This is a genomic window from Paenibacillus oryzisoli (genome assembly GCF_050467285.1).
In the GTDB taxonomy this organism is placed as follows: domain Bacteria; phylum Bacillota; class Bacilli; order Paenibacillales; family NBRC-103111; genus Paenibacillus_E; species Paenibacillus_E oryzisoli_A.
Window position 1 is genome coordinate 44,615 of record NZ_JBCMUN010000019.1, and the last position, 22,616, is coordinate 67,230.

Consider the following 22,616-nt stretch of genomic DNA (forward strand, 5'->3'; position numbering starts at 1 on the left):
ATGAGAGGCATCCGCTTCTTCCAGTCGATCCAGGCGAAGCTGATCATTATTTACGTGCTGCTCATCTTAATCGCGATGCAGCTGATCGGCGTCTATTTTTATAAGACGGTGGAGACGTATTTTAAAAATGATTTCTTGGCCTCGCGCAACAGTCAGGTAACGCTGCTCGCCGGCTTCGTCGAGTCGTACATGACCGGCGATCCCGACAGCAAGAATGCGGCGGAGGGCAAGAAAACGTACGCCGATCTGAATGAGTTTGTGAGCGGTTTATTTTCGATTAATAATGCGGAAATTCAAATTATCGATGCGAACGGGAACGTCATCTCGACGTCCGTGGCTTCGCATCTTAAGCAAAAGAATACGCAGCCGGAAGTCATCCGGGCGCTGCAGGGAATCAAGGAGAATCAGCGGATTTTCACCGATGAGGACGGCTACCGCAAGGTCATTATGGCCAAGCCGGTGGGCAGCGGGGTTCGGGTGCTGGGGGCGGTGTACATCATCGCTTCCATGGAGGATGTGTATAAGACGATCCGCTCCATCAACCGGATTCTGATTTCCGGTACGCTGATTGCCTTGGGACTGACGGCGTTTCTAGGTGTGCTGCTGACGAGTACGATCACGAACCCGATCAAGGAGATTACGAAGCAGGCGACGGCGGTGGCCGAGGGGAACTTCGACCAACAGGTCGTCATCCAGGGCCGAGACGAGATCGGCCAGCTCGGGCAGACGTTCAATTTCATGATGAACCGGTTGAAAGAAGCTCTTTCCCTCAATGAGGAGGAAAAGGAGAAGCTGGCGTCGATTCTGACGAATATGAACGACGGGGTCATCGCGACGGACGACCAGGGGCACGTCATCGTGCTCAACCGCAGGGCGAAGCAAATCCTGCAGGCAGAGGAAGAGACGACGCTCGGCCTGCCGATCTCCGAGGTGCTGGGCATCCCGCTCAGGACGATCCGCGAGTTTACGGAGAATGAAGTCAAGACGACGCTGCTGGACATTGCGCTGCCTGACGATGACGACGATCGCCTGTCGGTGCGCATTACGTTCACGCCGATCCATCGCCGCGGCGAGGGGGAAAGCGGCATCATTGCGGTGCTACAGGACGTCACGGACCAGGAGAAGCTGGAACAGGCGCGGCGCGAGTTCGTCGCGAACGTGTCGCACGAGCTGCGCACGCCGCTGACGACGATCAAGAGCTACCTCGAAGCGCTCGACGACGGGGCGATCGAGGAGCCGCAGCTCGCTTCGCGCTTCATCTCGGTGACACGCAGCGAGACGGAGCGGATGATCCGTCTGGTGACGGATCTACTGCATCTCTCGCGGCTCGATTCCAAGCAGTCGATGATGAGCAAGTCATCGACCGAGGTGAACGAAATGCTGGAGGAGGTTGCGGACCGCTTCTCCTTCCAGCTGCAGCAGCGGAAAATCTACATCGGCATCCACGTGGAGCCGGGCGTGACGAACCTGCTGCTGGACCGCGACAAGATTGATCAGGTTTTGGACAATCTGGTGTCCAATGCGATTAAATATACCGGCGACGATGGCACAATCCAGTTGAGGGCTTACAAGCTGGAGCGGGACCTGCTCGCCATTTCCGTTCAGGATAACGGGATCGGCATTCCGAAGAAGGATTTATCCCGGATTTTTGACCGTTTTTACCGCGTCGATAAAGCGCGTTCCCGCAACATGGGTGGTACGGGCCTTGGCCTGTCCATTGCCCGGGAAATAGTCAAAGCGCATGGCGGGACGATCAGTTTGGAATCTGAGCTGGGGCAAGGCACCCGTGTGACGTTCACACTGCCGATCCAGCAAGAGGTGGAGGATGAGCTATGATTGAAAGTTTAAAATCCATCCTGCTTGTCGTGCTGATCGGAACCAGCCTGTATCAGAGCTTCCTGCTGTCCTCGTACAGCCCGCCCAAGATTGAACCGATCCAGCAGAGCAACTATGTGCAGACGGAGACGCTGGGCAAGCAAATGGAGCTGCAGGACATGCTGTTCCCGGATCAGATCATCCTTCATCTGGGCAATCAGCAGCATTCGGTGCTGTATCCGAACAATTTTTATTACACAAGAGTGTTAGACAATATCAAACAGCGGAGCTTCAAAGGCTTCCGCAAAACGTCAATGTACCTCGTCAATGTGAACTGGGAGGAAGTCCGGACGAAGCAGCTGGGCGTGGAGATTCGGTTTCGGGATGGCATCCCTTTTACGATCTTGCAGCAGTTGTTCCGCATTGAGGGCGACATTCCGGTCGACAATGATAAAATTACGCGCATCTGGATCTATTCCAAAGGGACGAATGATGAGGTTAGGGCGTTCTTTTTCACGGATTCCCCGGGCGTTGGGTATGAAGTGATCGGGGCTGACTTTACGAGCAAGGACGTCGAGAATTTCTCCGCCTACGGGGAGCCGACGAATCTGTATAAAACGACGAACAGCGGCGATTACTATTTGCCGATCAAGCCGCTTTCGCTGCCAAACTATACGATCCCTTATACGCTGCTGACAGCGGATGAACTGAAGCAGAGCTTGTTCGTCGATCCGGGCATTACGCGATACCTGCGCGAGAGGGATGGATCGGAAATTTATACGGACAGCAAGCGAGGGTTCCAACTCAATCGGGATCTGCGCTGGGTTACGTATTCGGACCCAGTGGCCCCGGCTGCAAGCAAAACGGAAGTGCTGGACGATCTCATGCTTGGCATCAAGTTCATTAACCAGCACATCGGCTGGGACGGGAAATATATGCTTTCCCATACGCCGCAGCGGCAGCTGATGGATAATCAGACGTTTGCTTTTCGGCAGTATTTTGAGTCGCTGCCGATTGTGACGGCGCAGCCGGAAGGCTTTGGCACGCTGAAGGTTCAAGTGCAGAAGGGTGTGGTGTCGGGCTTCGAGCGCTCGATGATCATTCCGGATCTCAAGGGCGCTTCGCGCAAGGATGGTGAGCTGATCTCGGGCGATGTCCTGGAAGAACGGCTGCAAAACTATGTGAAGCGGTCGTCGATTGTCTCGATTTTTCCGGCGTATCGGCCGAGTATTGGCGATAAAAGCATTACGCTGACGAGCACGTGGGCTTTGGAGCTGCGGGATGGTTCGTACGATTTTATAGATTAAAGGAGCTGCGAGGAAATTAGCGGTATTTATTTCATCGCAGTCTCCAGACGGAGAGGAGGTTGGCGGACACATGAATTGGAGCAGGGCAAAATCGATTTTGATCGCTTCTTTTTTACTATTGAATCTGATTCTTGGCTTCCAGCTGTGGACGACCAACCGCTCTAATCAGACGGAAGTTTCGTCGGATACTTCGGGGACGGTGGAGGAGCTGAACCGCGCGCTGCTGAGCAAAAACATTCGTCTCACGGATGAGCTGCCGACCGATTCTCCCAAGCTGAAGGTGATTACGGTCAAGTATGATGACAGCCTGAAGCTGGACGAAGAGAAGAAGCTGAGAACCCCGTTCACGATGGGCAGTTTGCTGGGCAAAGGCGCGAGCAAGGAAGTCCAGACGCAATCGGAGATTCCGAATTTCAGTCTGTATCAGCTGGATTCGACGATGAGCAGCAGCGGTGCCTACGTGTTCACGCAGCAGTATGGGAAGTACCCGCTTTTTGATGTGCAACTGGTGTTGAATGAGAAGAACGGAGAAATTACCAGTTACCGTCAAGCGTACGTTGAAGTAGAATCAGAGGTGGAACAGACCGAGCAAAAGCTAATCTCCGCGCAGCTTGCGGTTCGCAGTCTCGTGGATAACTATTTAAGCAACGGCTCGATTATTACGGAAGTTCGATTAGGCTACCATGGGCAGCCGTATAACTCGCAAACGCAGCCGATGTATCCGCATTGGCGCATTACGATCGATAATGGGGACATTTACTATTTGCAAGCGTTTAATGGTGCCGTGGAGTCGCCGCAGAAGGGCGGGGATTTGCTGCCTTTTGGCACGGTGAATGAAGCGGGGAAACCGTTGATGGCGAGCGGAGTAACTGGGATGAGCGAACATAAGTAAGGGATAGATAAGCACATATGCAGGGATAGAGGAGCAGGGAGCATGGGTATACGATTTACGGTGTTATCGAGCGGTTCGACGGGCAATGCGACGGTGGTGGACAACGGGGAGGCCAAAATCCTCATCGATGTCGGCTTCAGCGCCAAACGCATGGAGCAGCTCATGAAGGAGCGGGATCTTGCGCCGAGCAGTCTGGACGCCATTGTGGTGACGCACGAGCATTCCGATCATATCAAGGGGCTGGGTCCGCTGGCGCGCAAGTACAATCTGCCGATCTACGCGAATGAGAAAACGTGGGACGAGCTGAACCGTCAAATCGGGGAGATTGCCGACGAGAATAAGCGCGTGCTGGAAACCGGCGGCATGCTGGAGTTCGGCGCGATGCGCGTCGAGTCGTTCGGGATTTCGCACGATGCGGCGGAGCCTGTCGGCTATTGCTTCTATGAAGGCGAGCAGAAGCTTAGCGTGGTGACGGATCTGGGCTACATGAGCGAAAAGGTGAAGGAGAAGATCACCGACTCCGATGCGCTCGTGCTGGAAACGAACCACGATGTAGACATGCTGCGCGTGGGTCATTATCCGTGGAGCATCAAGCGCCGGATTCTCGGCGACAAGGGGCATTTATCCAATGAGACGGCCGGAGAAGCGCTCTGCGATGTGATGACGAGCAAGACCAGATCCGTGTATATGGCGCATTTGAGCCGGGACCATAATTTGATGGACTTAGCCAGGCTGACGGTGAATAACATCGTACAAGAGCGTGCTCCGGAGGCTGCACAGCTGCGGTTGATGGATACGTATTTTGACCGATCTACGAAATGGGATGTGCTCCAGTCCGATTCGGATTCGGAGTAAGCGCGGCGTCGAGCTCTTTGGATTTGAGCTGCAGGTCTTGGGCGGTGATGACGCCTTTGTCTATGAGAACTTGAATGAGAGACGATAGAACGAGAGACTGGTTGTAGTGGCTGTCTTTGAGGTCGGCGAGTTTCCCGATCATATTGATTTCATCTAAATGCGAATAGATGCGGTTCATAGGGCAGGTCTCCTTTGACATGGGAAATGGGGCCGAAGCCGAATTCGAATTCGTTGCAAATCACCCTAGCAATTCGTTAGGAGATTTGGTTTACTATTATTGTAGGCAAGAAGGTTTGGAAACATTCCTATTATTTGTAATTTATAAGAGAAATATGCCGGAGAAGCGGCTGATTATATCATGATGTGCGGCGGCAAGGGGCGAGAGGAGGACGCGGTATGAGTTTGTTTGATGATGATTTTTATTCCACGAAAACCTCCCGGAAACGCGAACCGGTGTGGCGTCCCAAGCGTCCGACGGCAGCGGGAGCCTTCGAGAAAATTACGGGCCGCAAACGGTATGTAGCGCTTACAGCAGGCATCGTGGGCGCGCTGGGGATGCTCGCTGTGGTCGGGATTGTTCATGCGTTCGGAGGAAGCGGGAATAGCGCTGCGGCCCCGGCGGTGGCGGCGATCGGCAAGGCGGATGTGCAGCAGATGAACATCAGTGACACGGTTGTGGCGGCAACGGATAAAATTAAACCGGCGGTCGTCAGCGTAATTACTGCGAAAAAGGATGACGCCGGCCAGGAGACCGGCATGGGCATCGGCTCCGGCGTCATGTTCGCCCGCAGCGGCGACAAAGTGCGCATCGTGACGAACAGCCACGTGGTCGAGAACGGGAACGAATTTGAAATTGTCAACTTTCAAGGGGAACATCGGAAGGCCACACTCGTTGGACGCGACCGCGTGACCGATCTGGCCGTGCTGGAGACCGACGGCAAGGACATTAAGGTACTCGCCGAGTTCGGCGACTCCGACAAACTGCGCGCCGGCGAGCTCGCGATTGCCGTGGGCAATCCGCTCGGCCTCGGCTTCTCGCCGACGGTGACGCAGGGCATCGTGTCCTCGCCGAAGCGCACGATTCCGGTCTCGCTGACCCGCGACAGCACCGACTATGACTGGGAAATGGACGTCATCCAGACGGACGCGGCCATTAACCAAGGAAACAGCGGGGGACCGCTGGTCAATATCGAAGGCAAAGTCATCGGCATCAACTCGATGAAAATCGCCGATACCGGCGTGGAAGGGCTCGGCTTCGCGATTCCGATTAACAGCGCGCAGCCGGTGCTGGACGCGTTGATCAAGGATCACAAGGTGAAACGCCCGTTGATCGGGGTGACGACGCAGGAGCTGCAAGCTTTTAAAGGCACCGATGTATTAAAGCTCCCTGCAGATGTGAAAACTGGAGTTATCGTCTTCGACGTCTCCGGCCCTGCCAAGGATGCCGGGTTGAAAGCGCAGGACGTCATCGTGCAGCTCGACGACCGCAAAATCGACAGTACGATCACGCTGCGTAAATACTTGTACAACGAGAAGAAAATCGGCGATAAAATCACCGTGACATATTACCGCGGCGGCAAGAAGATGACGGCTACGCTGACGTTGGTGGAGGCTCCGGATCAGTAGGTGACAGCGGGAGATGGATGGCGAACAGCGAGAGACGAATGCCGAACAGCTAGAGATCGACGGCGAATAGATGTGAGATGAGTAAGCGGATGATGAGAGATGAATGGACGAACGAGTGAGAGGCACGATAGACGAACGATGAGAGATAACTAGCGAATGACGATGAATAGACGAACGATGAGATGAGAGGGTATCTGCATGCAATGTGTTTGTAAAGATCACGTGGAAATCGCGATAGATGAGTTCGTCGACGAATACGAGGAAGCGCCGGACATCGTCGACTTGCAGAAAACCCAGTTTGCCCATTGGGCGCCGCCGACGCATTGCGAGCATTGCGAGGCCGCGGCACGGTTTTTGGTGGTGTGAGGGGGAAGGGGGAGCGAGAGGCGGGAAAGAAGGCTCTCCCTGCGGCATGAGTCGAGCGTGAAGTGAGGGGAAAGAAGACCCTCTGCGGTAAAAGGCGAGCATGAAGCGGGAGTGGAAAGAAGGCGGAGGCCTTCTTTTTTTGTTGGAGCGGGGGAATAGTGCGTTCTCGAGGGTAACGATGGTTATGTGAGGGAAATTAATGACCGTTAGGGTCATTGGAGCAGGGGTTTGCGGGTATTACAGGTCAGGGATGACCGTTAAAACGTGAAATGGCCCTGTTGGCGAGAATTTACGGGCCTAATGGACGTTTTTGTCCGTTGTGTTTGAGAAATAAGGAAAAAGCGCTGCTAATGGTCATGGGTGTCCGTTAGGTGATCAGGGAGAAGGGCATGGAGCAGGCTGAAGTGTGGGAAGAGCGGAGGCGAGCGCGAGAAAAGCGAAAGTAGAGATGAATGGCGAAGTGCGGGAAGAACGAGGGTAGAGATGAAGAGATAAAAGGAAAAGCAAGTATGAGAAGAAAGCAAAATAGAAAAGAGGGGGCTGCCATGCAGATTCAGATTTTGGCCGTTGGGAAATTGAAGGAGCGCTATCTCGTTGACGGGATCGCGGAGTATGTGAAGCGTCTTGGCTCGTATGCCAAGATGCAACTGATTGAGGTGCCGGATGAGAAGGCGCCGGAGAACATGAGCCCTGCTGAGGAACAGCAGGTGCGCGTGAAAGAGGGCGAGCGGCTGCTAGCCAAGCTCGCCCCGGATGTGTACGTCGTGGCGCTGGCCATCGACGGCGAGATGTGGACGAGCGAGCAGCTGGCGAGCTCGCTCGATAAGTTGGCCACCTACGGGCGGAGCCAGGTGGCCTTCGTGATCGGCGGTTCGCTGGGCCTGTCCAGTGAGCTGCTGCGCCGTGCGGACATGCGGCTGAGCTTTGGCCGCATGACGCTGCCGCACCAGCTGATGCGGCTGGTGCTGGTGGAGCAGATTTATCGCGCGATGCGGATAAATCGGGGGGAACCCTACCACAAGTAACGGCTAAATTTTTCGTGTGGGAAGGGCGTAAAGGCGCAGGAAAGAGTTTATGGGCAAAAGTATAGAGGAAATTAGAAAGACAAAACCCGGTAAGCCTGTTTTCAAGGCTAATACGGGTTTTTATCTTTGTTTCTAACATGTTTGAAAGTCTTCTTCAAGAATAATCTTATCGACACAATTAACAATTTCTGTAGAACGAGAACCGGGGCTCATGTTGCAAAAAAATTTAGTTGATTTTGTTATAATTTCTGTTATGTCTCTTGAATCGGAAAGAATAATCCCATGATCTCTAGCCATAGATTCTACACCTGATTGAAAACCAGAGTGTGCTACAATCCATCCGATTATTGGACCTTTGCTTAGTTTAAACCAGCTTGGAATGTACTTTTCTACCGTTCGGTAATGATTTTTAACATGGTCTAAAACAGTAATGAAATCTCTGAGTTTATCGACTGATACTTTGCTTGTGTACTGTTTACATTGGCCGACTAATCTTATTGGACCATTAATGCCAATCAGAAAATGTGCATTATATGGGAATTTTATGGTTGCTAGAAAATCAATCCCACCTTCGTTACCTGCAGGGGTAAGAAAGTAGTTATCAGCACCCAATAATTTGCAGGCTAAACATGCTAATGCTTCATATTGTCGGTCACTCAAAGAATCAATCTTTGATAAAATATAGGGTCGAGATTTATATAATGCTTTTAATAATATCTGTTTTGATTGGGTGGGGTAATCTGCATTCGGTGACCAGATTACTCTTTTTAGTCTTTCATCAACGATACCAAATATAGGTCTAATATTCTTTTTAACATCCACATCCTGTTTAGCTTTTAACTGATTCCAGTACCGGTTAATATTTGCATTAGCAAACATGATAGCTTCCTGTTGGTCTTTGCCCAAGCTTTCATGCGCAGCTTCCATTAGGATATCAATAAACTCCATTACTCCGTCATTGTAACATTTTCTATAAAAATGATTGAAAACAGTATTTTGCACAGACATAAAGCTATTCCTTAATTTCTAAAATTAATTTTTCGAGCTTCTCCAATTCGGCGAATAACAGTTGTTTGCTCTCCTCATCCCTTACTATTTTCCAAGGTATATTTTCAAGTGCTTTTGAACAATGTCTGATTTGCTCAAAAACATGCAAGGAAGGATCAATGTTTTCTCTAGCCTTTTCTTCATATTTCTTTTGTAAGGCAACGGAATAAGCTTCTTCTAAGTCCATACCTGACCTGAATTGCTGGAACTCTGTGGGGGAGTTTGTAATTAAATAAGAAAGTGTACGAATATCATCAGCCTTTCTTAGTCTGCGTTTTTCCCATTCTCCTTTGGAGTCTTCCTCTTCTCTTGGGAAAAGCCAAGATAAAAATTCGTTAAGATGAAGTTCATTTTGATATTGCTTCTCAATTTCATCCCACTGGAGCCAATCTCGAACTGATATAGAGCTTCTGTTAAATAGCTCCTGACAATAAGGATAAATTCTTTCATTTATTTCTGTAGTGAAGTCCGACTTTTCACATATTTGTCTAAACGCATAGAATCCTCTAACCCACTGCCCAGCACCGTGAGCAGTCAGCCCAAATCGTTTTCCTACTTCTGTTAAAGTTAACTCTTCCTCTTCCATTAAATTGACTAATAGTTTAGCTTTATTAAAAGCAGACCACTCTCGAATACCAGTAATGTGCCTCAAACCTTGAAATATTGCAGCAGCATCCATATACGAACCAGTATAAATCAGACATGGAATTGAGGTTATCGAAGTTACAATTTCCTCATTAACAGAATTTGGATTACCCCTGTATCTATCCATTAATATTTTTGCAGCACAAATTCTCCTGTTGCCCTCTAAGATATAATATTTATTCTCCGCAAATTGTTTAACAACAACTCTATCGATTGGGAGATACCCATTAACCTCCATGTTCATTACGAGTTTATCAATTTGATAATCTCTTTCCAGTATCATTCTTGTTACTTTTTGAATCTGATCACTATCAATATTGTTTTCTGGTACGTACGACCAATCTGAGCCTACAAATCTCGGATTATTGGCATCTAAATACAAATTATCCAAGTTTATATCTTCCTCAATAAGTTCTTTGTATATCGGGTAGGTGGACATAGATTCCCTCCATATTTTAAGTGTGTTTATTAATATATTTCGCTAAAGCTAAAGATACACCTTCCTTTAGCTACATGAAAGCTCAACAACTTCTTCAGTATCTATAATAAAAATACTGTAGAGTTAGTAGAAGTTCTAGATATTCAAAATCCTATGATACCACTAGGTTCAAAGCTGCCACGATTCCTATTAATTTTGTCCATTTTTATCTTCTGATCCCAATTCTAATCGGTTTCTGACGGAATCAAATACTTTTTTGAGACTATTCTTCCATTCCTTTTCGTAATTAATCGGATCAATAACATTGTGAAAACTGAATCCGATAACCCCTGCTTTCCCTTGTAATGACTTGCCAATAATCATTTCTGCAGGATATGCAACAGATAAGACTTTCAATAGTTCTGCAAGGAGGATCTTTTCATTCAAAATGAGGAACTCTCGATCAGATTCATCTAATGCAAATACCATTCTATGCTCCCGGACTTTCTTATAAGTCGCCCCGAACATCGTAACTTTTCTAATTTCCTGGTCCCAGAAAGGTTTAACCGTTATACTTTTCATTTCACGTTGAATTTCATCAGGTACCCATGTACGTAAGTCATCTCTATAGAGAATACGGTCAACCACCCAATCCCAAGCTTTGAGCTTTAGAGATTGTTCAATTTTTTGATCTGTTTCTAAACGTATATTTTCTTTTATAACCTCTGTTAGCTCTTGATGGAAAGTTTCGGCAGTTGTATTTATCAAATTAGTTTGGAGATTGGAAAAGTAATCCGGGAAATGCAACCGTAAAGCTCGAAACGAAAAGGTATTGTCGTCAAATGCCCGTGGAGCTAATTCAAGGAAGTTGATGTTATTATCAATTAGCCAATGCTGTTTTTCTTGCTCCATTTCGTGAGTTACAACAATCTCGAAAACGAAACCCTCCTCTGAAATACCGCTCTGTATATCAATATCGTATAACAGCATAAATACGTCAGCTATATATGGTCCAATAGCTTTTTCAACTATTGCTCCACGACTTTTGTAAAATGAAGTTAGAGAGAGAAGCGACAAAGGATATTCCCTTATTCCAAGACTAAGCAAAGTGCCTTTTAGTTTAGGGGGCAAGATTTCCACAGGGACATGGATCGCAATATCAAATTTGTTTTTAATACAGTATGCGAGATAGTGTTTTGCATTAAAGTGCAGGAGAGTTTCCTCATTTGCTGAGCAACTTGTCCCTGGCAAATGAGCAAAATGATGCTGACGTTCCTGTCCTTTTTTACTTTGAACAGGAGCTAGGCAGAAGGGACAGGTATATGATTTTGAACGGTCTAATCGTTCGCTTATATGCCGGAATATTTTATTATCTTCCAGAGCTATCGCCAGTTTAATCGACATGGTGCACCTTCCAATATTGGTTAATAGTAACAATAGTAACATTTTAGTATGGAAGATGCTTTATGAAAAGACGAACTGCTACCAAAAATAAGCATATATAATAATCCTGATACGAAGGTAATCAGCTAATTTTGAAAGGAGACCACGACTTCACCCAAAAGCAACCTCTATCCAACTTGGACGGAGGTTGCTTTCTTTGTTTTGCATCATTACAAACTCAAAATGAACAGGAGAATGACGATGAATCACACGCGGCATCAACGGATACTGGATTTTCTCAAACAAGAATTTAACCCGGACGATACGATTCACTTGCTAGCCGTTTCCGCGGCAGAGCAATTACATGACGAATATGACCTTGCAACTACATTAAAGGTCCGTATCGCCCTGACCTTTCAAGAAGATGCGAGTGTAAATCCTTATTTCGATGGCACCGACCTGTTTGTATGCATGACGGAAACAGACATCCGATTTACTAAAGAGAATGAATGGGCAGACGGACCACCACTCAGGGAAGGTAGCCCGAATGAACTTGCTCTCGGTTGGGTATCGGAATTAGCTTCTCCTATTTTTGTATCTCCAGAAGCCCAAGAAGCAGCTCTAAGAGATAAAGCCACGTCAGCTGACACAAACGATTGCGGCTCAGAGACTCGTAATCCTAAAGAATAGTTTGCTGGGCTTGCTTCAAGCAAAATGACCGTGAAAAGTTATCAAAGCAAGCTGCCGGAAAGGAGGTGAGGATCGATGACGAATCCACATGAAAATTATCAAGAGCTTGTTGAGGAAGAAGATAATTTGATCAACCGAATTGAAACATGCAAAGAGACGATCGACGCAGTATTGCAGACGCTTTACGACAAAGACGGTCCTGTTCATGTTCAAACTGTCCGCGATATATTGAGTGCTATGCACGAAGTCCAAGTCAAACTCGAACGCGAGCTGCTCATTGTCCAGGCAAACAAAAAGCTTATGGCCCGCCATATGGACCATAAGCCATCTCAATTTACTTAACGCTATCGTTCCATTCCAGTACCGCTTTTACAACCTTCAAAGCCTTAGCGTGCTCCTGCACCGGCCTGCTCGACAGCAATTCTATGATTTCCCCCAATGAATCCGTTCGATCGGCAGGGTCTATCAGCCGAAATATTTCCTCTAGTGACATGGACAGCCCCTCGGCGATCTTCTTCAGAGTAAAAACGGAAAGGCTCTTCTCGCCGCGCTCAATTTGCCCGATGTAGTTCGAGTTCAACTCAGCCAGTTCCCCTAATTTCTCTTGTGATAATCCTTTCTCCGTACGAAGTACCCGGATTTTATCTCCTACTATTTTTACAAACGCTTCCGCAGCTTTTTGATCACTCTTCGCTTTATGAACCATGGGAAATCACCTCATGATAAGCGTAAGAGAGAGTGAATGTTAGTAACCAACTACCAAGAATACGAATTAGATGATAATATATTATTTAATAATACAAAATATGATACATTGTTGTATTATTAAATACGATTGTGCTTGGCAGTTCATCCATTATCAAAACATAAGCGAGGTAATCAAATTGAAAATGAAAAAGCGAATACTTGCACCTATTGCCACTGCCGCCCTATTACTAGGACAGGTCGGAACTGCATTTGCGGATGATGCAATTAATGTATACCTGAAAGGGAAGCAGCAAACATTCGAGCAACCACCGATTATCAAGGATGGTTCTACGCTTGTGCCAATGAGAGCGATCTTCGAGGCTCTTGGAGCAACCGTTGAGTGGGATGGAAGCAAGCAAATTATAGACGCTACAAAAGAAGGTAAAACCATTCGTTTGCAGATTGGCTGGAAAGGCGCTTGGATTGGGCAGACTGAAGCCAATTTGGACGTCGCTCCGGAAATCGTCAACGGAAGTACGATGGTGCCGCTGCGTTTCGTTGGAGAAGCCCTGGGCGAGAAAATCGAATGGGACGGAGATACGCGCTCGGTCCTGATCTCAACCGATAAGTCCCAGCTCTCGAAAGCAGATAGCGGGACATATAGGGGCTACGCCGATGTTTTGAAAGAAGTAATTGCCGCTAACACCGATACCGGTTTGAAAATGAGTGACGCTACATACAACGTGCTTGCAAGTAATGCTGATGCTTTCTTCTCGGAGAGCAGAGGCAAGTTTTCGTTGGAAAGCAAAGCGCAGAAAATCGGCAGCAGCGAACTTTCCAAAAATCCGGTGAAATACAGCTCGACCATCACGGAGCTCAATCGGATTCGTCTTTTCGACGTCAAAGAAGTAAACCTGGACAACGGACAAGTCGTGACGATCGCTTTCGGGGAAAATGAGAGCGGCGGAATGTATTTTCAGGTATTCTACATGGGCTCAACTAACTATGGAAAAGGGGACACCATCGAAATGAGGGGCGTTCCGGTAGGCGCATCGGCAACAAGGCTCGTCAATAAGCTGGGCAACCAGTTCGATGCTCAGACAACTGTGTTCGCGGCGGGGAACCTCTTTGCCGCGTTGGACAAGTGGTTGGACGAGGCAAGCGCTAAGGAAGCGCAACGGAAGGCCGAAGAGGAGCAGAAGCTAAAGGAAAAGGTCTATGACGTAAAGACCGGCCTCAAGAGTGCGATCTTCGACAATAACATCGATGCTGTCAAAGACCTGATTACCAAAGGTGCAGACGTTAATCAAACCGATGACTTGGGCAATACGCCGCTTTTCTATGCGGTAAGCAGCGCTAAAAATGACGACGACGCTTATGTGCAGATCGTACAGACTCTTCTTGATGCGGGGGCTAACCCTAATCCGAGAACAAATGGCCTGACGCTTTTAAACATAGCGTATAAGAACGGGAGTACAAAGATCGGAAACATGCTCAATGCCGCCGCGAAGTAGAAATAAATAGAATGTCCCATTTTCGCGATAGCGGACATGGGGTTTCAATCAGCAGCAGTAGAATGGGGGAGCAGTCAATGGGCTTACTTTTTTTCGATATGCTTCGCAACAAAGTAGACATGAAAAAAGCCGAGGCGGCGGTAAAACGAGCAGGGAAACAGGATAACAAGCGATTCAGAGAAGAACACACATTTGCCGATCGACAGATCACGGTAAGCACAAAATCGGAGTTGCAGGATGCCGTAGAAAAGAGATATGGCTCCATCATTGCCAGCGGCGATCTAGCTGAACACGTCAGTATGGCATACAAGGTAAAGAATAAGCTGGTTTCATTGGAGAAGGCCCCAACGCCGACGACAGCTGGTACGTTAGTCGGTACCGGCATAACGGAAACAGTCATTATCGTTGCGATCATTGCTTTAACAGTTGTTCTCGTCGTTGCACTTCTCAAGAATTACGATATCGACACAGATGTGCAAGTAACCAACGAACAAGGAGAACTGGAGCCAAAGATAAAGCTAAGGTTAAAAAAATAATGGACTAATAAAAAATCCCCGTGCCTGGCAGATTGCACGGGGATTTTTCATCCCTCATATAAGAATTTCATATAGGTTAAACCACATCCTCAATTTTGAAAACAAGAATCGTACTTGGATAAGATTTGTAGTTATCTGCAATTGAAGCAAGTAAATTGACGAAATGCTGAAATAGCGCCCACGTCTATTACCTGTGATAGAATGGACTCAAGTGAATTTATAACGTAGGTGGGGCATATGCAATTAGACGGGGCTATGATTGAAATGATGGAGAATGAATTACAGGGCCAAAGCGGTAATGAGAAATACAAGATGAAGCTGAAGGCTATCCTATATAAAAATAACGGGCTATCGAATAAGCAAATAGCTGAGGAATTAGGCGTTTCTACAGAAACTGTAAGAAGATGGATTCAGAATTTTAACAACCAAGGCTTCAAGGCTCTTGAAGAAAAGGAGCGTAGCGGAAGGCCTGCAAGTTTAACTCCCAAACAAGAAGAAAAAATAATCAGCCTTCTGGAGAAACATCCGATAACTGAAGGATATCGGGGTTCGAGATGGTCGATTAAAATGGTGCAGGAGACTGTGTTAAAAAAGTTCAACATCCGTTTAAGCAAATCTTCCGCACATAGGTTGCTGTCATATAACAGGGCAGAGAGCAGGAGTACAGTAACGATAGGTGAGCAAAGGAGAATAAGAAAGAATTTTGAAATGTGGTTTAACGAACTAGAACATGAACGGAGGGCCGGTGGCGCTTGCTGGTACGTGCATCGACTATATCTTGGGAGATTCCCCGAAAATGCTGGGGTGCTTAGACTAAATTATGACTACGAGCTGTTTTGTGCGGTTAATATTAGCAATATTGACTCATTGGGAGAGAGTCTGCTTGAAACTACAATTACAACGTCAAGTATGCTCCACTCACCAAACCTTTCGGGATACACAGGCTTCATAAGGCGGCTCATTAAAAAAGGCGATAAAGAAAAAGGCCCAGAAGAAAAAGGTGTAGAAGAAGCTCTCAAAAGCAGGGATGCTAAACCCGTTAAATCCTCAAGAGTATTGATTCTAATGCAGCAATTAGAATGGGAGAAAAAAGTGGCGAAAGAAATAGCCGATGATTATGAAAAGCAGGTCGAGTTTTTGTTTCTCCCAATTAACTCTTTAGAATATAACATCAGGCACTTCATAGTGATGGAAAAGTTGAAAAAACACTTAAAGAAGTCATTGAAACAGTCCAATCTCAGCGCAGTGGATGTAAAAAGTCAATTACTAACAAAAGTTACTGAAGCCTTCAACGAAGGACTCAGGCATTACGGAAAAAAACACAAGACTTTTGGGAAATGCTAATTTGAAAAATCCATGTCAGTCAGGGCCTCTCGCAGGTCCTGGCTTTTTTTGCGCCTTGTTTCTGCCGAAAACGGACTGGCCATTTCTGAGCTTTCTATGGCTTTCCTGTATTCTTTGAATTCGTAAGGTTGTTATTACTAAAAACTAGGAGGAAGACCACAATGACAAACAATCACGAAGAAATCGTAACAAATCAACAGATTGACCTAATCCAAGATGCTAGCCTTCTCGGCAGTCTTAAAGCGGTCAGTAGCAAGCACCAAAGCAAGAGCGCGACTGGTGAAAGCGTGATTTCAGTGGTAAATACTCCGGAACACGGGAGGCGCGTTACGATCAGTGCCAATTTGATAAGTGCACTCGGTTCGCCTACAACGGTGCAAATCGCTGTAAACGATAAAGGTATTGCTATCGGTTCCCAACTTCCTGATAACGACTCAAGCTTCATGTTAAGGAAGACGGGCAGTAAGGCGGTTATTTACTCGAAAGAACTGGTAAATGAACTTACGTCGCTTTTCGATCTCGACTTCATTGGTAAAACCAGCATCTCATTTTATGAGGTAACCTACTTAACCATTAATGATGCAGAGGTAGCTTTTGTACCTCTCAGAAAATAGCAAGCTTCTTTTCGGATGTATAAATCCGGAAGGCGTCCATCGTTCTTTGACAACTTAATAGCAGCAAATCCAAATGCTTCAAAAAATCTAATCCAAACAAAGGGAGAATGAAGCCATGATACAACAATTAACCCCAAAGGTTTCCTTACAAAAAGCGATATTAAATCTGGAAAGTAAAGAAAAAGTTGAACGTGCAATAAACGCTCTTTTAAAAAATGATCTATGTGAAATCTCTTTCAGTAATGTAAACATCGATTTGCTTGAACAGGGGGATCAAGTGATTGTCGTAGCTTGCCATTCCGTAGAGCTTAGTTGGGAGGAATTCCATAAGCTACTCGATTTTTACGGAGATAGTTTTCAGGACGTTTTCGAAGACGGAATGCAAGTAGAGCCCGATTCGAAGGTCGTAAGGCTTTTCAATCAATTCAGTGAAGATCAGAGCTTCAGTAGCTTGGAAGAGCTGAAAAACAACTTTGAGCGCAGTGCTGCATGGACTCGTATAGTCTTAAGTTTTGCGGGGCTGGTCAATAAGATGGTGACATTTCATCTTTACCAAACCCCAAAATTGTCTTGGCTGATAAAACAGTGGGTCAACAAAAGGGCTGACTCGACCAATTCAGCAGCTTTTGACCCGGTTCTGTTTTGATAAAACTATAACATCTAAGGGTGTGTGAGAATATGCGCAGCTTTTATGTCTCGAACCAATCCGTTCAGGATATTCAGGCTTTCTACAAGCTTGAGAAAGAGAAGAAAGCCATTGTAAGAGGTTATGACATCATGTGCTTCAGTGAGGAGCTATCGACTTCTGAATTCAAGAGGTTGATGACGAAGATGCCGATGACTTCAAGCAGTATCGTTTCACCGGCCTATATTCCGCCATACAAAAGTGAGCAGCATCTGGCCTCTTACTTATTGCAAAAGCCGATTTCGGTAAATGACGAAAATGCCATGTTGCATCTGTACCACATAATAACGGCATCCATGGACAATCTCTTACAGGGAGCGGTACACAAGCACGAATTCGATCTAAGGCTGGTCGCTTTTCATGCTGATGATACCCAAATGACCAAACCTTTTTTCATGGAAGCAATCCCTACATTCCGTAACACTTGGGGAGCGCGTAAAGCAACGATGACGGCCAAGGTAGATACCTTTGAGGGCATTCCGCTCAAGAGCGTGCCGGATGACCTTCGGCGTATCTGGATAGATAACATAAAGAAAGGTCTAAAATCCAGGGAGCCTAAGCCGGTTCATGTGAAAGAGGCGCAAGATCACCTCGAAGTCACATGGCATTTCACGGGCAAGGTCGAAACGATCGATTTGCTGAGTAGCGTCTTTTGGCAACCTGGGCATAAGGACATGATTCCCACAGAGGTTTCCTATTATTATGATCTACACGAAAAAGAGGATTTTTGTCGCGAGCTTGACCGGTTGCAAAGCTACAACGGGAAGGGTGATTCGTATGTCCCATCAGCTACCCTTTAAAGATGTGGCCGAAGCGATGAAGGCCTACGCGGCATTGGGTTGGCCTGTCATACCGCTTTGCTCGCACGATCATGCCCGAATGAGCGAACGTCATCGGTCAAATTGCTCAAGGCCGGGAAAAAGGCCTCTCATCAAAGATTGGACGGAAGCAAAGGTTCCGAGCGAAGAAACCATCGATGAATGGGCACAGGAATGGCCTACAATGAACGTTGGATTAGTGCTTGGCACAATGTCCGGTCTCCTCGGCATCGATGTAGATGGACCGTATGGTGAAGAATTGCTGACGGACTGGAGTGGCGGAGATCTTCCTGACACTTGGGAGTTTACAACTCCCGGTGGAGGAAGACGATTACTCTATACTGTTCCCTCCGGCATGAAGACTATAAAATACGCGAAAGGCCATCCCGAGAAGCCGCATGAAGAATGCGCATTGCTTGGCGACGGGCAACAAACCGTCTTGCCGCCCTCCCGTCACGCAAACGGAGGCTTGTACAGTTGGAAAGGCGGGTGCAACTTATGGGAGTTCTAACGTCAATCGCACCGGCTTGGATGCTCAAACGCATGGCGATTGCAAAACGGGAACGGACACATTCTTCGATCGACACACTAACAAAGTGTTGTCCTCGCTTTGCTGAGAACTGGGACACTCAGCAGCATAGTGGACTAGACGAGGAAACATGGTTCCGCTGGATAGCGGCACTTGCCAACGCAGGTTTTCAGAAAGACGCGCTAACATTTTCTAAAGGCTCACGCAAGCATAATGAGCAGAGCGAACGAAGAATAGAGGAGCTGACGAGCGGCAATCACGGTCCGACCCGTTGCAAGAGCATGGGATGCGGCGATGATCAGATGCGTCAATGCTTTGGTAATGAACTAAGCAAGAATGAGGCAGGGGAGCTAACGCACTCCCCCGCCGCGTTCCTCCAACGGAAGCTAACAAAAAGGAAGCCGGAACAAGAGCCGTTATTCAACGACTTACCGGAAGGGTACGCGATTGAGAACGGTCTGCTGTGCGAAATGGTCTATTACAAGGAAAACGTAAAGGCCGTTCCCATCTCCAACTTTCTGGCTGTTCCGACCAAAACCATTGTGAAAGATAACGGTCAGGAAAAGCAAAGGTTCTACCAAATTGAAGGGATAATTCCCCGAACCGGAAAAAGGCTCCCAGCCATTCTGGTTCCCGACTCCCAATTCGCAGCGATGCAATGGCCTTCGGGCTGGGGGCTGGAGCCTAACCTGTTTCCCGGCCCAACCGTAAAGGACAAAGCGAGATACGTCTTTCAGCACCTAGGGCAACATGCTGTTGAAGAGTCTGTATTTACTCACATTGGCTGGAAGGAGATTAACGGTAGTAGCTGTTACCTTCATGCCAACGGGTGCATCGGTGCTACTAACGTAAAGGTGGAACTGGAAGATCGGCTTTCAAAGTACAAGCTGCCTACCTCTCCGGGGGATCGGGTCAAAGCAAGTCAGGCCAGCCTAGCGCTGCTCGAACTGGCTCCGCTTCGCATCACATTGCCACTATTTGCGTTTATGTACCTTGCTCCGCTACGTAAGTGGCTGGAAGAAGCAAGTTTGCCGCCAGCTCTCCTTCTTTGGGTATACGGCAGGACTGGAGCAAGAAAGTCTTCAATCTCAGCCTTATATTTGTGCCATTACGGTACATTTACGGCCAAAAACCTTCCGGCGAGTTTCAAGGACACGGCAAATTCCATTGAAAAGTTAGCCTCCGACTGTAGGGATTGCGTCCTTTTAGTGGACGACTACCATCCAAATAACAACCCAGTCGATGCGAAGAAAATGGAACAGATTGCCCAGCAGCTCGTCCGCGGATACGGTGATTTGCAAGGAAGAAACCGGATGAATGCAGATGGTTCATTGCGGATAACTAACGTACCTCGCGGCCTGTGCCTGATAACGGCTGAGGACATGATAAGCGGCAGCTCCAGTAACTCCCGCTTGTTTCCGGTGGAAGTGCTTCCGGGGGACGTCGATCTGGATAAGCTGACGCAGGCCCAAAAGGATAGTAAGCTTCTTTCGCAGGCGATGGTGGGCTACCTGGAGTGGTTAGGACAAGAGATGCAGGAGCAGGACATTGAGAGCCTGACGGAGTTTCTTCACGAAAAGCGGAATGAAGCCTCCCGACTGGACGTGCACGGAAGACTCGTCGAGGCGGCTACGATGCTTTACACCGGACTTCATTACGCTCTTAAATATGCTCTTAGCATCGGGGCCATAACCCATGAGCGTCACGACCAGATTCTTACCGAAGGCTGGGAGCTATTCCTTGACATAGCCAATGAGCAGGGGGAGCAGGTTGTAGAGGTTAAGCCAACAACACGCTTCCTCAGCATCGTTTCGCAGCTTCTGGCAAACAAAAGCATTCATACGGTTAACGTAAAGCAGCAAGAACCCGACGGTGTTTCCCTAAGCGGTGCGCATGTCGGCTGGCACGACAAGGAATTTTACTACTTCCTTCCTGATCCGCTGTACAACGTAGTCAGTCAATTTTTGTCGCGCCAAGAAGAGCGATTTCCCATTACAAAACAAATGCTTTGGCGGCAGCTCGCAGATGAAGGCTTTACGCAAATCGAGATCGAAGGCAAGCAGAAACGATACACAAAGAAGAAGTCGATCGGTCGCTTTCGGGATCGCACACTTTGGGTGAAGGTTTCTGCTCTGCGAGGGGCGGAGGAGCGTCTCACTGCCAGAGCTCGGCGGGAGCAGGCAACGTCCCCTGAAATGGAAGCCTTGTTTGCCCCTGAAGACGGGGAACAAGCCCCAGAAACTTGAGTGTGGAGGGGCGGTGGAAAGGCCATGCAGCGCAAGCAAAAGCTGAGCATCCGCCCCTAATGCCCCTGAAAAAACATAAATAAAAAGAAAAAAATGTCTCCCCCCCTGCCAATCTAACGTGGCTGTCCTCCCCCCCTCCAAAGCAGGGAAAACAGGGGCGCTCGTCAGAAAGCTAGGTGCGACATGGACTGACACGGCACGCACGCAGGGGCAACGCCCCTGTCTCGGGAGGGGCTGAAGCAAACGTAAATAAACCAAAATCAACCTTATATTATAACCTTGGAATCCTGGTTCTAACAGAAGAGTTTCTGAGGGAGATGAGAATGTTGCTAATTATTACGAAAATCGATCACATTATGAAGTTGCATCAAAGCGGTAAGCTGCCGCGGTTCGGATTGCATTACTTGATGGCCCAATACCTCGACTTTGCAGCCGGACTGAACCATAGCACGCCAGCTGACGATTTTTCGCTGGAGGGGCACGGCTACCGGATGGCGGTGCTAGAAGGTAATGATGCAGACTGTGCTTTACCGATCGTGAGCCTATTTGGAACAAAGCCGATTCTAACGGAGTCCCATCCCGAATATGTGGAATTGGTCGAAATATCTGACGGCCATTTGATGTACCGAATCTGCTACATGCCGGACAACGAGAGTTTTCTCATGCTTTATGCAGTGAAGGGGAGTCTGGATGCGGATGTGGAACGGTGGCTTGCCGAACAAGCGGGAGAGGAGGGCGTACAATGAGCAACCGAAAAGCGGCAAAACGAATCGAGGTTGTATCCTTGCGGATGGTTCGCGAGAAGACATCGCTACTCTACCCGAATCGTGTCATCCGTTCGCCGCAAGACGCGGCAGACCTGTTTCGCCAGTTCATCGGGGACTGCGATAGGGAATCATTCTGCATCCTTTGCCTGAACACGAAGAACGAGCCTACCGCGATTCATCAGGTTTCCTGTGGGTCGCTCAATGCTTCGATTGTCCATCCCAGGGAAACATTTAAGCTGGCTATCATGGCAAACTCGGCATCCATTATTGCTTGCCACAATCATCCGTCAGGCCAGCCCGACCCTAGCCCGGAGGATGTAGAAATAACGGAGCGACTTCGGGATAGCGGATGTTTGCTAGGTATCGAACTTATCGATCACGTCATCCTCGGCGAAGGCACCCGATTCGTTAGCATGAAAGAGCGGGGGCTGATATAAATGCCCGGCACATTCAGGATTCAGCGATATGTAACACGCGGCGTCAACGAAATCATCAGCCCCGAACTCCAACTAACCTTATGGGCTCTCGTGGACGAGCAAGTCAGGAACGGCTTCAAAATGGATTACCTGCAAGTATTCGATTTGAGCGTCGGGGAGGTTCATGGCCGGAAAGTTCAAAAGGTCATACATCGTCAAGAACAGCCGGTACGTAGCAAGGAAACGATGTTGCCCGGTGTTCGTAAGCCTGTAAATATGACCGTTTGGGTCATCGATAGCGGCGATTATGCCACGATGCTCCTTCCTTCGGAATATTGAGGGAGGCATTGTAGGTGAACCCGAACATTATCAGGCTTATAATCGTCGCGTT

At 47.9% G+C, this 22,616-nt stretch carries 25 protein-coding genes; 20 read left to right on the plus strand and 5 right to left on the minus strand.

Features of this window, described 5'->3' with window-relative positions; translation table 11 throughout:
• The 4 genes from walK to ABE504_RS26620 all read left to right on the plus strand — a co-directional run bounded on the left by walK (position 1) and on the right by ABE504_RS26620 (position 4,869).
• Entirely contained in the window at positions 1–1,836 is a 1,836-nt protein-coding gene (gene walK, locus ABE504_RS26605) for a cell wall metabolism sensor histidine kinase WalK (protein ID WP_430094716.1), read from the plus strand.
• Entirely contained in the window at positions 1,833–3,122 is a 1,290-nt protein-coding gene (locus ABE504_RS26610; protein ID WP_430094718.1) for a YycH family regulatory protein, read from the plus strand. Before walK ends, ABE504_RS26610 begins: the two co-directional genes overlap by 4 nt.
• A 70-nt stretch (positions 3,123–3,192) precedes the next feature.
• A complete protein-coding gene (yycI, locus tag ABE504_RS26615; protein WP_430094720.1) occupies positions 3,193–4,014 on the plus strand; it encodes a two-component system regulatory protein YycI in 822 nt (273 codons plus the stop codon).
• Positions 4,015–4,056: 42 nt separating this feature from the next.
• The gene (locus tag ABE504_RS26620) at positions 4,057–4,869 is read left to right on the plus strand and encodes an MBL fold metallo-hydrolase (protein ID WP_430094722.1); all 813 of its coding nucleotides are present in this window, start codon (positions 4,057–4,059) and stop codon (positions 4,867–4,869) included.
• Here ABE504_RS26620 and ABE504_RS26625 read toward each other — a convergent pair.
• Complete coding sequence (locus ABE504_RS26625) at positions 4,826–5,047, minus strand: hypothetical protein (RefSeq protein ID WP_430094724.1); 222 nt, start codon at positions 5,045–5,047, stop codon at positions 4,826–4,828. The genes ABE504_RS26620 and ABE504_RS26625 overlap by 44 nt on opposite strands.
• A 218-nt stretch (positions 5,048–5,265) precedes the next feature.
• Between ABE504_RS26625 and ABE504_RS26630 the strand changes: the two genes are divergently transcribed.
• The 3 genes from ABE504_RS26630 to rlmH all read left to right on the plus strand — a co-directional run bounded on the left by ABE504_RS26630 (position 5,266) and on the right by rlmH (position 7,886).
• Positions 5,266–6,495 carry a S1C family serine protease gene (locus tag ABE504_RS26630; protein WP_430094726.1) on the plus strand — a complete coding sequence of 410 codons (1,230 nt, stop codon included), beginning with the start codon at positions 5,266–5,268 and terminating at the stop codon, positions 6,493–6,495.
• 198 nt (positions 6,496–6,693) lie between these two features.
• Positions 6,694–6,861 (plus strand): CxxH/CxxC protein, encoded by a 168-nt coding sequence (locus ABE504_RS26635; protein WP_126145029.1) that lies wholly within the window; start codon positions 6,694–6,696, stop codon positions 6,859–6,861.
• A gap of 545 nt (positions 6,862–7,406) precedes the next feature.
• Positions 7,407–7,886 carry a 23S rRNA (pseudouridine(1915)-N(3))-methyltransferase RlmH gene (gene rlmH, locus ABE504_RS26640; RefSeq protein WP_430095076.1) on the plus strand — a complete coding sequence of 160 codons (480 nt, stop codon included), beginning with the start codon at positions 7,407–7,409 and terminating at the stop codon, positions 7,884–7,886.
• 132 nt (positions 7,887–8,018) lie between these two features.
• Here the strand turns inward: rlmH and ABE504_RS26645 are convergent, their stop codons facing one another.
• The 3 genes from ABE504_RS26645 to ABE504_RS26655 form a co-directional block, all read right to left on the minus strand.
• On the minus strand, positions 8,019–8,894 hold the full coding sequence (locus ABE504_RS26645; RefSeq protein ID WP_430094728.1) for a restriction endonuclease: 876 nt from the start codon (positions 8,892–8,894) through the stop codon (positions 8,019–8,021).
• 4 nt (positions 8,895–8,898) lie between these two features.
• Positions 8,899–10,017, minus strand: a complete 1,119-nt coding sequence (locus ABE504_RS26650; RefSeq protein WP_430094730.1) for a hypothetical protein — start codon at positions 10,015–10,017, stop codon at positions 8,899–8,901.
• A 189-nt stretch (positions 10,018–10,206) separates the two neighbouring features.
• Positions 10,207–11,400: a competence protein CoiA family protein gene (locus tag ABE504_RS26655; RefSeq protein ID WP_430094731.1), complete on the minus strand. Its 1,194-nt coding sequence runs from the start codon at positions 11,398–11,400 to the stop codon at positions 10,207–10,209.
• A 240-nt stretch (positions 11,401–11,640) separates the two neighbouring features.
• Here ABE504_RS26655 and ABE504_RS26660 point away from each other — a divergent pair, with 240 nt between their 5' ends.
• Positions 11,641–12,069, plus strand: a complete 429-nt coding sequence (locus ABE504_RS26660) for a hypothetical protein (RefSeq protein ID WP_430094733.1) — start codon at positions 11,641–11,643, stop codon at positions 12,067–12,069.
• A 75-nt stretch (positions 12,070–12,144) separates the two neighbouring features.
• On the plus strand, positions 12,145–12,411 hold the full coding sequence (locus ABE504_RS26665) for a hypothetical protein (RefSeq protein ID WP_430094734.1): 267 nt from the start codon (positions 12,145–12,147) through the stop codon (positions 12,409–12,411).
• Here the strand turns inward: ABE504_RS26665 and ABE504_RS26670 are convergent.
• Entirely contained in the window at positions 12,404–12,775 is a 372-nt protein-coding gene (locus ABE504_RS26670; protein WP_430094736.1) for a helix-turn-helix domain-containing protein, read from the minus strand. The two genes, ABE504_RS26665 and ABE504_RS26670, sit on opposite strands and share 8 nt — an antisense overlap.
• Before the next feature lie 184 nt (positions 12,776–12,959).
• Here ABE504_RS26670 and ABE504_RS26675 point away from each other — a divergent pair, with 184 nt between their 5' ends.
• The 11 genes from ABE504_RS26675 (at position 12,960) to ABE504_RS26725 (ending at position 22,564) form a co-directional block, all read left to right on the plus strand.
• Positions 12,960–14,270, plus strand: coding sequence for a stalk domain-containing protein (locus tag ABE504_RS26675; protein ID WP_430095078.1), 1,311 nt, complete (start codon positions 12,960–12,962; stop codon positions 14,268–14,270).
• A 77-nt stretch (positions 14,271–14,347) separates the two neighbouring features.
• A complete protein-coding gene (locus tag ABE504_RS26680; protein WP_430094738.1) occupies positions 14,348–14,806 on the plus strand; it encodes a hypothetical protein in 459 nt (152 codons plus the stop codon).
• A gap of 237 nt (positions 14,807–15,043) precedes the next feature.
• Positions 15,044–16,150, plus strand: coding sequence for a helix-turn-helix domain-containing protein (locus tag ABE504_RS26685; RefSeq protein ID WP_430094740.1), 1,107 nt, complete (start codon positions 15,044–15,046; stop codon positions 16,148–16,150).
• A gap of 161 nt (positions 16,151–16,311) precedes the next feature.
• Positions 16,312–16,764: a hypothetical protein gene (locus ABE504_RS26690; protein ID WP_430094742.1), complete on the plus strand. Its 453-nt coding sequence runs from the start codon at positions 16,312–16,314 to the stop codon at positions 16,762–16,764.
• Between the two features lie 115 nt (positions 16,765–16,879).
• The gene (locus ABE504_RS26695; protein ID WP_430094744.1) at positions 16,880–17,410 is read left to right on the plus strand and encodes a hypothetical protein; all 531 of its coding nucleotides are present in this window, start codon (positions 16,880–16,882) and stop codon (positions 17,408–17,410) included.
• 32 nt (positions 17,411–17,442) lie between these two features.
• Complete coding sequence (locus ABE504_RS26700; RefSeq protein WP_430094745.1) at positions 17,443–18,249, plus strand: hypothetical protein; 807 nt, start codon at positions 17,443–17,445, stop codon at positions 18,247–18,249.
• Positions 18,250–18,265: 16 nt separating this feature from the next.
• A complete protein-coding gene (locus ABE504_RS26705; protein ID WP_430095080.1) occupies positions 18,266–18,778 on the plus strand; it encodes a bifunctional DNA primase/polymerase in 513 nt (170 codons plus the stop codon).
• Entirely contained in the window at positions 18,766–21,042 is a 2,277-nt protein-coding gene (locus tag ABE504_RS26710) for a DUF927 domain-containing protein (protein ID WP_430094747.1), read from the plus strand. The genes ABE504_RS26705 and ABE504_RS26710 overlap by 13 nt, the downstream gene beginning before the upstream one ends.
• Before the next feature lie 323 nt (positions 21,043–21,365).
• Positions 21,366–21,788, plus strand: coding sequence for a hypothetical protein (locus tag ABE504_RS26715; RefSeq protein ID WP_430094749.1), 423 nt, complete (start codon positions 21,366–21,368; stop codon positions 21,786–21,788).
• On the plus strand, positions 21,785–22,246 hold the full coding sequence (locus ABE504_RS26720; protein WP_430094751.1) for a JAB domain-containing protein: 462 nt from the start codon (positions 21,785–21,787) through the stop codon (positions 22,244–22,246). The genes ABE504_RS26715 and ABE504_RS26720 overlap by 4 nt, the downstream gene beginning before the upstream one ends.
• Complete coding sequence (locus ABE504_RS26725) at positions 22,247–22,564, plus strand: DUF960 family protein (protein ID WP_430094752.1); 318 nt, start codon at positions 22,247–22,249, stop codon at positions 22,562–22,564.
• Positions 22,565–22,616: the final 52 nt, after the last annotated feature.

Coding starts and splice junctions, on each gene's coding strand:
- walK (WP_430094716.1), top strand. CDS start 1: ATGAGAGGCATCCGCTTCTTCCAGTCGATCCAGGCGAAGCTGATCATT.
- ABE504_RS26610 (WP_430094718.1), top strand. CDS start 1,833: ATGATTGAAAGTTTAAAATCCATCCTGCTTGTCGTGCTGATCGGAACC.
- yycI (WP_430094720.1), top strand. CDS start 3,193: ATGAATTGGAGCAGGGCAAAATCGATTTTGATCGCTTCTTTTTTACTA.
- ABE504_RS26620 (WP_430094722.1), top strand. CDS start 4,057: ATGGGTATACGATTTACGGTGTTATCGAGCGGTTCGACGGGCAATGCG.
- ABE504_RS26625 (WP_430094724.1), bottom strand. CDS start 5,047: ATGAACCGCATCTATTCGCATTTAGATGAAATCAATATGATCGGGAAA.
- ABE504_RS26630 (WP_430094726.1), top strand. CDS start 5,266: ATGAGTTTGTTTGATGATGATTTTTATTCCACGAAAACCTCCCGGAAA.
- ABE504_RS26635 (WP_126145029.1), top strand. CDS start 6,694: ATGCAATGTGTTTGTAAAGATCACGTGGAAATCGCGATAGATGAGTTC.
- rlmH (WP_430095076.1), top strand. CDS start 7,407: ATGCAGATTCAGATTTTGGCCGTTGGGAAATTGAAGGAGCGCTATCTC.
- ABE504_RS26645 (WP_430094728.1), bottom strand. CDS start 8,894: ATGTCTGTGCAAAATACTGTTTTCAATCATTTTTATAGAAAATGTTAC.
- ABE504_RS26650 (WP_430094730.1), bottom strand. CDS start 10,017: ATGTCCACCTACCCGATATACAAAGAACTTATTGAGGAAGATATAAAC.
- ABE504_RS26655 (WP_430094731.1), bottom strand. CDS start 11,400: ATGTCGATTAAACTGGCGATAGCTCTGGAAGATAATAAAATATTCCGG.
- ABE504_RS26660 (WP_430094733.1), top strand. CDS start 11,641: ATGAATCACACGCGGCATCAACGGATACTGGATTTTCTCAAACAAGAA.
- ABE504_RS26665 (WP_430094734.1), top strand. CDS start 12,145: ATGACGAATCCACATGAAAATTATCAAGAGCTTGTTGAGGAAGAAGAT.
- ABE504_RS26670 (WP_430094736.1), bottom strand. CDS start 12,775: ATGGTTCATAAAGCGAAGAGTGATCAAAAAGCTGCGGAAGCGTTTGTA.
- ABE504_RS26675 (WP_430095078.1), top strand. CDS start 12,960: ATGAAAAAGCGAATACTTGCACCTATTGCCACTGCCGCCCTATTACTA.
- ABE504_RS26680 (WP_430094738.1), top strand. CDS start 14,348: ATGGGCTTACTTTTTTTCGATATGCTTCGCAACAAAGTAGACATGAAA.
- ABE504_RS26685 (WP_430094740.1), top strand. CDS start 15,044: ATGCAATTAGACGGGGCTATGATTGAAATGATGGAGAATGAATTACAG.
- ABE504_RS26690 (WP_430094742.1), top strand. CDS start 16,312: ATGACAAACAATCACGAAGAAATCGTAACAAATCAACAGATTGACCTA.
- ABE504_RS26695 (WP_430094744.1), top strand. CDS start 16,880: ATGATACAACAATTAACCCCAAAGGTTTCCTTACAAAAAGCGATATTA.
- ABE504_RS26700 (WP_430094745.1), top strand. CDS start 17,443: ATGCGCAGCTTTTATGTCTCGAACCAATCCGTTCAGGATATTCAGGCT.
- ABE504_RS26705 (WP_430095080.1), top strand. CDS start 18,266: ATGAAGGCCTACGCGGCATTGGGTTGGCCTGTCATACCGCTTTGCTCG.
- ABE504_RS26710 (WP_430094747.1), top strand. CDS start 18,766: ATGGGAGTTCTAACGTCAATCGCACCGGCTTGGATGCTCAAACGCATG.
- ABE504_RS26715 (WP_430094749.1), top strand. CDS start 21,366: ATGTTGCTAATTATTACGAAAATCGATCACATTATGAAGTTGCATCAA.
- ABE504_RS26720 (WP_430094751.1), top strand. CDS start 21,785: ATGAGCAACCGAAAAGCGGCAAAACGAATCGAGGTTGTATCCTTGCGG.
- ABE504_RS26725 (WP_430094752.1), top strand. CDS start 22,247: ATGCCCGGCACATTCAGGATTCAGCGATATGTAACACGCGGCGTCAAC.